This window comes from Pontimicrobium sp. MEBiC01747 (assembly GCF_053601635.1).
Window position 1 is genome coordinate 1 of sequence record NZ_JBSHNS010000576.1, and the last position, 5,066, is coordinate 5,066.

Sequence of the window (5,066 nt, forward strand, 5' to 3'; positions counted from 1 at the left end):
TTAACCTAATATTTGATGAAACGCGAATTTTCTTTTCCATAAAATCAATAATAGTCTTTAAACTTACAGTATCTGTATAATTACCTTTTGAGGTAAAGCCATTGTTTAAAATAGTAAGTGTAGTTCATTTTTTTAAAGACCAAACATAAATAGAAATAATAAAAATAACTTGAAAAACTAAAATAAGATTAACTATAGTAGATTCCAGGGTAATAAACTTAGGTTTTACACTTAACATATCGAAATCTGTAAGTACAAAAACGAGGAGTATAAAAACAATTAAATAATTGTTTTTATGAATTGCTTTAGAAAGAGCTTTGGAATCTGTAATCTTTACTGTCGCATTATACATAACTATAAATTAACGAATGCCTTTCTGCAACAATATCAACTTAACATATCTAGAGAAAACACCATAAGCATTTATAGTAGCAACCGTTAAACCAGGAATACCATCCATAAAACCGCGACGTAATATATAACTGCTAAAAAAACGATAGAACGGTTTAAAAGCTAAATGAAAATAGGTGGCTTTTTTTCCTTTTTTAAGCATCTGCTCTGCTTGAAACCAAGCATAACTATCCTTTTTACTTATATAATGCATTAAGCCTTTATACGTGTAGTGCAATACAGGGTTTTTTAGCTTACCAATAGACCCCTCTACAATGAGTTTTTCGTGTACACTCCCTTCAAAACGACAACGTTCTCTAATAACTAATCGTGTCACATCGTCACTATGATGGTACAGAAAACGATTCATATAAAAATGAGGGAAATTAAGTTTATAACCGCTATGTTTTCCAGAGTTCATGGCCTTTAAAATTTCTTGTTTTAAAGCATAAGGAATACGTTCATCTCCATCTACAAACAATACCCACTTTCCAGTAGCAAATTGTAAAGCATGATTTTTCTGATTAGAAAAATTATCGAACTTTCTAGAGAGTACTTTGCAACCAAAATTCTCGGCAATTTCAACAGTGTTGTCTGTACTTAACGAATCTATAACAATAATTTCGTCTGCAAACTTAACAGAATAAAGAGCATCTTTAAGATAAAGTGCTTCGTTATAAGTGGGTATAATTACAGAGAGTTTTGTCATAACAATTTCAAGCACAAACTTACTAAAAAACTTTATCTTTGTTGCTTATATGACAAAAATAGACACAACAATAATATTAAGCGATGCTTATGGTTTTGAACATTTAGAAACCACATTATATGGCTATAATAATCAAGCCTATCGTTTATTTGAAGTTATTATAGTAACCGAGAATAATACAGAAGCCATTACAAAGATTGTTAATAGTATTGCAGAGCATGTATTTTTTGAAATCCATATACAACCCAAAACAACGGTTATAGGTTATAGTAATACAGAATATTTAATTTTTTCAAATACAAATACTATACCTAGAAAAGATTTTATAGAGCAGCATGTAGCAAAGCGTGAAGAAGGGTATTTTATAACAGGTAAAACTAAACTATTTAGCGATGCCCCTAGAATTGAAAGCACTGCTGTTTACAGAGAAGATTGTTTCGATTTTAATTGGCTTAGAGAAAATGGCTTAGATGTAACAGAACGAAAAAACACAATGATTTGTAACACATCGGCTTGGAAAACAAATGCACAACAATTAGATATAGAAGCACTTTTTAGCACTAAAAATAAACTAGAGTTACATTTAAAAAGTTGTTCTCTTAAAGCTAAAACACTACGAAATAAATATATATGCGTACATTTGCAAAGCAAATAATTAACGACATTAAATTATAAAGTTTCTGTCTTCACGGAAACAATAAAATATAAAATTTCCACCGACGTGGAAATGACAAAATAAAATTTAACATGAAGGATTTACCAATATCTGTAATAGTTAGTACTTATAATTCTGAAGACTATTTAAGTAAAGTGTTACAGAGTTATAAAAATCAAGATTATACTAATTTTGAAGTTATAGTTGCAGATGATGGCTCTCGCGAAACTACTAAAGCTTTAATAGAGTCTTTTATGGAAGATTACCCAGTAAAATTGCGTCATATATGGCATGAAGATAAAGGCTATCGTAGACAAGAACTATTAAATAAATGTATTGTACAAACAGCGTACGATTATATTTTAATGACAGATGGCGATTGTATTGCTCGACCAGATTTTGTGTCTACACATGCTAAATATGCCGAAAAAGGATTCTTTTTATCTGGAGGCTATTGTAAATTAGATAAACCAACAAGTGATGCAATAGCATTAAGTGATATAGATAGTGGTGACTGTTTTAAACCTAAATGGCTAAAAAAACAAGGTGTTTTAGGAAAAAAACAAGAACTAAAGCTAAGTGTTGGTGATAAGTTAGCAAACTTTTTAGACGTTGTTACACCAACAGGCGCAACGTTTAATAACTGTAATTCTAGCGCTTGGAAAGCAGATTTAATAGCTATAAATGGTTACGATGAGCGTATGCAATATGGTGGGCCAGATAGAGAATTAGGAGAGCGTTTGGTAAACCTTGGTATAAAAACAAAACAGATTAGATATAAAGCTATTTGTTTACACTTAGAACACCCTAGAGGTTATAAAACTAAAGAATCGTTAGATAGAAATTTAGCCATAAGACGTAATACAAAGTACAATAAAGTGATAAAAACACCTTATGGTATAGAAAAGCTAGAGGTAAAAGAGTAAGCTTACATTTAATACAAAAAGAAGTGAACGTCGGTTCTAGTGATTCCGATAGCTATCGGAATTGTATCGAGAACTCATTTTACGAACTCAACTCTCTCTAAATGTATAATAGGTTAAACTTACAATTTTCTGTAAGTTCCTATTTTCCAATACGTTTTTTCTTCGTCTGTAGTTACAGTTTCAAAATCTAGTTTTTTAAGTTGTGGGTTGTCATCAAAATACTCCCAACAGCCTAAACCTTCTCTGTAAATAGAAATAACTAAAATACCATTGTCGTTTAAATGCGATAATACGGTTTTTAAAACATTAGCCTTTTCAGTTTCGTGTATGTAATAAAACGCTTCGTTAAACACAATAACATCGTAGTTTGCTTCCGGAGTAAATGTGTGTATATCTGCGCAAACAAACTTAGAATTTTTTAACTGTTTTTTGTTAGCTTTTTTTATGGAGACAGACGAGAAGTCCATACCATAGAAAAAGTTAAAATCTGTGTCTTGTAGATTTTCTAGTAAAATACCCTCTCCACACCCTAAAGCTAAAATATCTGAACCACTTTTACCATGTTTACCAATATTATTGGCTATAGTTTGGTATCTAATACGTTCTCTTTCATTTTTTAAGTTATCCCAACGACCATTTCTGTATTGTTTATTCCAGCGTTGTTTACGTCTCCAGTTATGAAATTTATCTATAATGTTCATGTAATGCTTAATGCTTCTTAAGGTGGTTATTTAAAAATACTTTCAACTTTGGTATAATTAACTCGGGCGTTAATTGTTTGTACATATAAGTTGGGTCTTCTTCAATTTTTCTGCGTTCACTTCTATCTTTAGAAAACAAATCGGGTTTTTCCTCTAGTAAATGTATAGATGTATGCATTGTTCCATCTTCAAAACTTGCCCAATGTTCTTTTAAAACATAAGGAGAAAAAATTGTAAATGTTGGTTTGTTTAATGCTTTAGATATGTGTATCGTTCCGCCCTCATTACCAACTAATAATGTACACTTATTCATTAGTGTTATAAAACCACGAATACTATCTTCATAAATATCTATAACAATATTGTCTTTATCTGCACATTGCTCGTATATAGATAAAGCATCCTCTTTTTGGTGTGGCGCATAATTAAAAAGGACATTAACATTATAATGCTTGGTAATGTAATCTATAATAGTAACAATGTACTCATAAGGCATAGATTTTTGAGGCGTACTACCTAAAATCCCTAGCATAATAAATGGTTTGTCGTATTTTTCTAGCTTATCATACAATTGCTCTTTAGCAGTTAATGTAATTTGAGGTACTTCGTCTATGGTTATTTTAGAACAATCAAAAACAGACGTTATCATATTAATACGGTCCTCAATGGCTTTTCCGCAGTTTTTAGATTTCTGTTTTAAAAAAGAAATATTGTGAGTATAAAATTTTAACGGTGGGTTTTTTTCTCGTTTTTTAAATCCAATGCGCATAGGTGCTTTAGAAAACAAACAAATTAATCGGCTTTGCATTTTTGCGTAAGGATCGAAAATAATATCGTATTTACGTTTTCTAATGGTTTTTATTAAAGCGAGTAGGTTTCCTATTTTCTTTAATTCGGCGTCATTAATAACAATAATATTATCAATATTAGGATTGTTTTCAATAACACCAGTAGTATAATCGTAAACTAAATAATCTATAGTGCTTTCGGGATATAGTTTTTTCATATTCTGCGCAATTACAGAAGCGATTAATACATCTCCAATACGTTTGTTTTGTATAACTAAAATGTTTTTCATACTCATTTCCCTATAATTAGGGAATCTATGCTAGTTAATTGGTGTCTGTACGCAAAATATTATTTTTTCGGCTTTTATTAAAATTTAGTTTCACATATCTTTGAAAAATAACCGCATTATATGAGTATTGTACACATCCATCCAAAATACAAACATTTAAAAACAGAACTGTTAGACTGTATTGCACATTTTGAAACTAAAGGAACGTACATAACTAAAGGCGAACGTAATGTTATAAAAAGCTTTACAGTAGCAGACGAAACCATTAATATAAAATCGTTTAAAACACCTAAAGCTTTTAATAGTGTTATATACAAGCATGTTAGGAAGTCTAAAGCCAGGCGCTCTTTTGAGTATGCTAAACGACTTACAGAAGCTAATATATTAACACCATTTCCCATAGCATATATAGAAAATACAAATGCAGTAGGCTTAAAATCTAGCTACTACATTAGTAAGCACGTGGATTACGACTTAGATTTTAGAGTGTTAATACATAATCCATTATATCCAGAACGAGACAAGATTTTAAAACAGTTTACTGCTTTTACTTATAAACTACACGAAAATAATATTAACTTTTTAGACCATTCTCCTGGTAATACAC

At 30.5% G+C, this 5,066-nt stretch carries 5 protein-coding genes and 1 pseudogene; 3 read left to right on the forward strand and 3 right to left on the reverse strand.

Features of this window, described 5'->3' with window-relative positions; genetic code table 11:
• Positions 1 to 361: 361 nt before the first annotated feature.
• Positions 362 to 1,099 (reverse strand): glycosyltransferase family 2 protein, encoded by a 738-nt coding sequence (locus ACVC2P_RS19300; RefSeq protein ID WP_452600080.1) that lies wholly within the window; start codon positions 1,097 to 1,099, stop codon positions 362 to 364.
• A 49-nt stretch (positions 1,100 to 1,148) separates the two neighbouring features.
• On the opposite strand from ACVC2P_RS19300, the gene ACVC2P_RS19305 reads away from it, so the two are divergent.
• Together ACVC2P_RS19305 and ACVC2P_RS19310 are read left to right on the forward strand one after the other, a co-directional pair.
• Positions 1,149 to 1,754 (forward strand): hypothetical protein, encoded by a 606-nt coding sequence (locus ACVC2P_RS19305; RefSeq protein WP_452600081.1) that lies wholly within the window; start codon positions 1,149 to 1,151, stop codon positions 1,752 to 1,754.
• A gap of 92 nt (positions 1,755 to 1,846) precedes the next feature.
• Positions 1,847 to 2,680 carry a glycosyltransferase family 2 protein gene (locus tag ACVC2P_RS19310; protein ID WP_452600082.1) on the forward strand — a complete coding sequence of 278 codons (834 nt, stop codon included), beginning with the start codon at positions 1,847 to 1,849 and terminating at the stop codon, positions 2,678 to 2,680.
• A 119-nt stretch (positions 2,681 to 2,799) separates the two neighbouring features.
• Here ACVC2P_RS19310 and ACVC2P_RS19315 read toward each other — a convergent pair whose 3' ends face one another.
• Together ACVC2P_RS19315 and ACVC2P_RS19320 are read right to left on the reverse strand one after the other, a co-directional pair.
• A complete protein-coding gene (locus tag ACVC2P_RS19315; protein WP_452600083.1) occupies positions 2,800 to 3,381 on the reverse strand; it encodes a class I SAM-dependent methyltransferase in 582 nt (193 codons plus the stop codon).
• Between the two features lie 7 nt (positions 3,382 to 3,388).
• Entirely contained in the window at positions 3,389 to 4,459 is a 1,071-nt protein-coding gene (locus tag ACVC2P_RS19320; RefSeq protein WP_452600084.1) for a glycosyltransferase family 9 protein, read from the reverse strand.
• Between the two features lie 120 nt (positions 4,460 to 4,579).
• Here ACVC2P_RS19320 and ACVC2P_RS19325 point away from each other — a divergent pair.
• Positions 4,580 to 5,066 (forward strand): annotated as a pseudogene (locus ACVC2P_RS19325) (lipopolysaccharide kinase InaA family protein); the annotation flags it as partial.

Coding starts and splice junctions, on each gene's coding strand:
- ACVC2P_RS19300 (WP_452600080.1), bottom strand. CDS start 1,099: ATGACAAAACTCTCTGTAATTATACCCACTTATAACGAAGCACTTTAT.
- ACVC2P_RS19305 (WP_452600081.1), top strand. CDS start 1,149: ATGACAAAAATAGACACAACAATAATATTAAGCGATGCTTATGGTTTT.
- ACVC2P_RS19310 (WP_452600082.1), top strand. CDS start 1,847: ATGAAGGATTTACCAATATCTGTAATAGTTAGTACTTATAATTCTGAA.
- ACVC2P_RS19315 (WP_452600083.1), bottom strand. CDS start 3,381: ATGAACATTATAGATAAATTTCATAACTGGAGACGTAAACAACGCTGG.
- ACVC2P_RS19320 (WP_452600084.1), bottom strand. CDS start 4,459: ATGAAAAACATTTTAGTTATACAAAACAAACGTATTGGAGATGTATTA.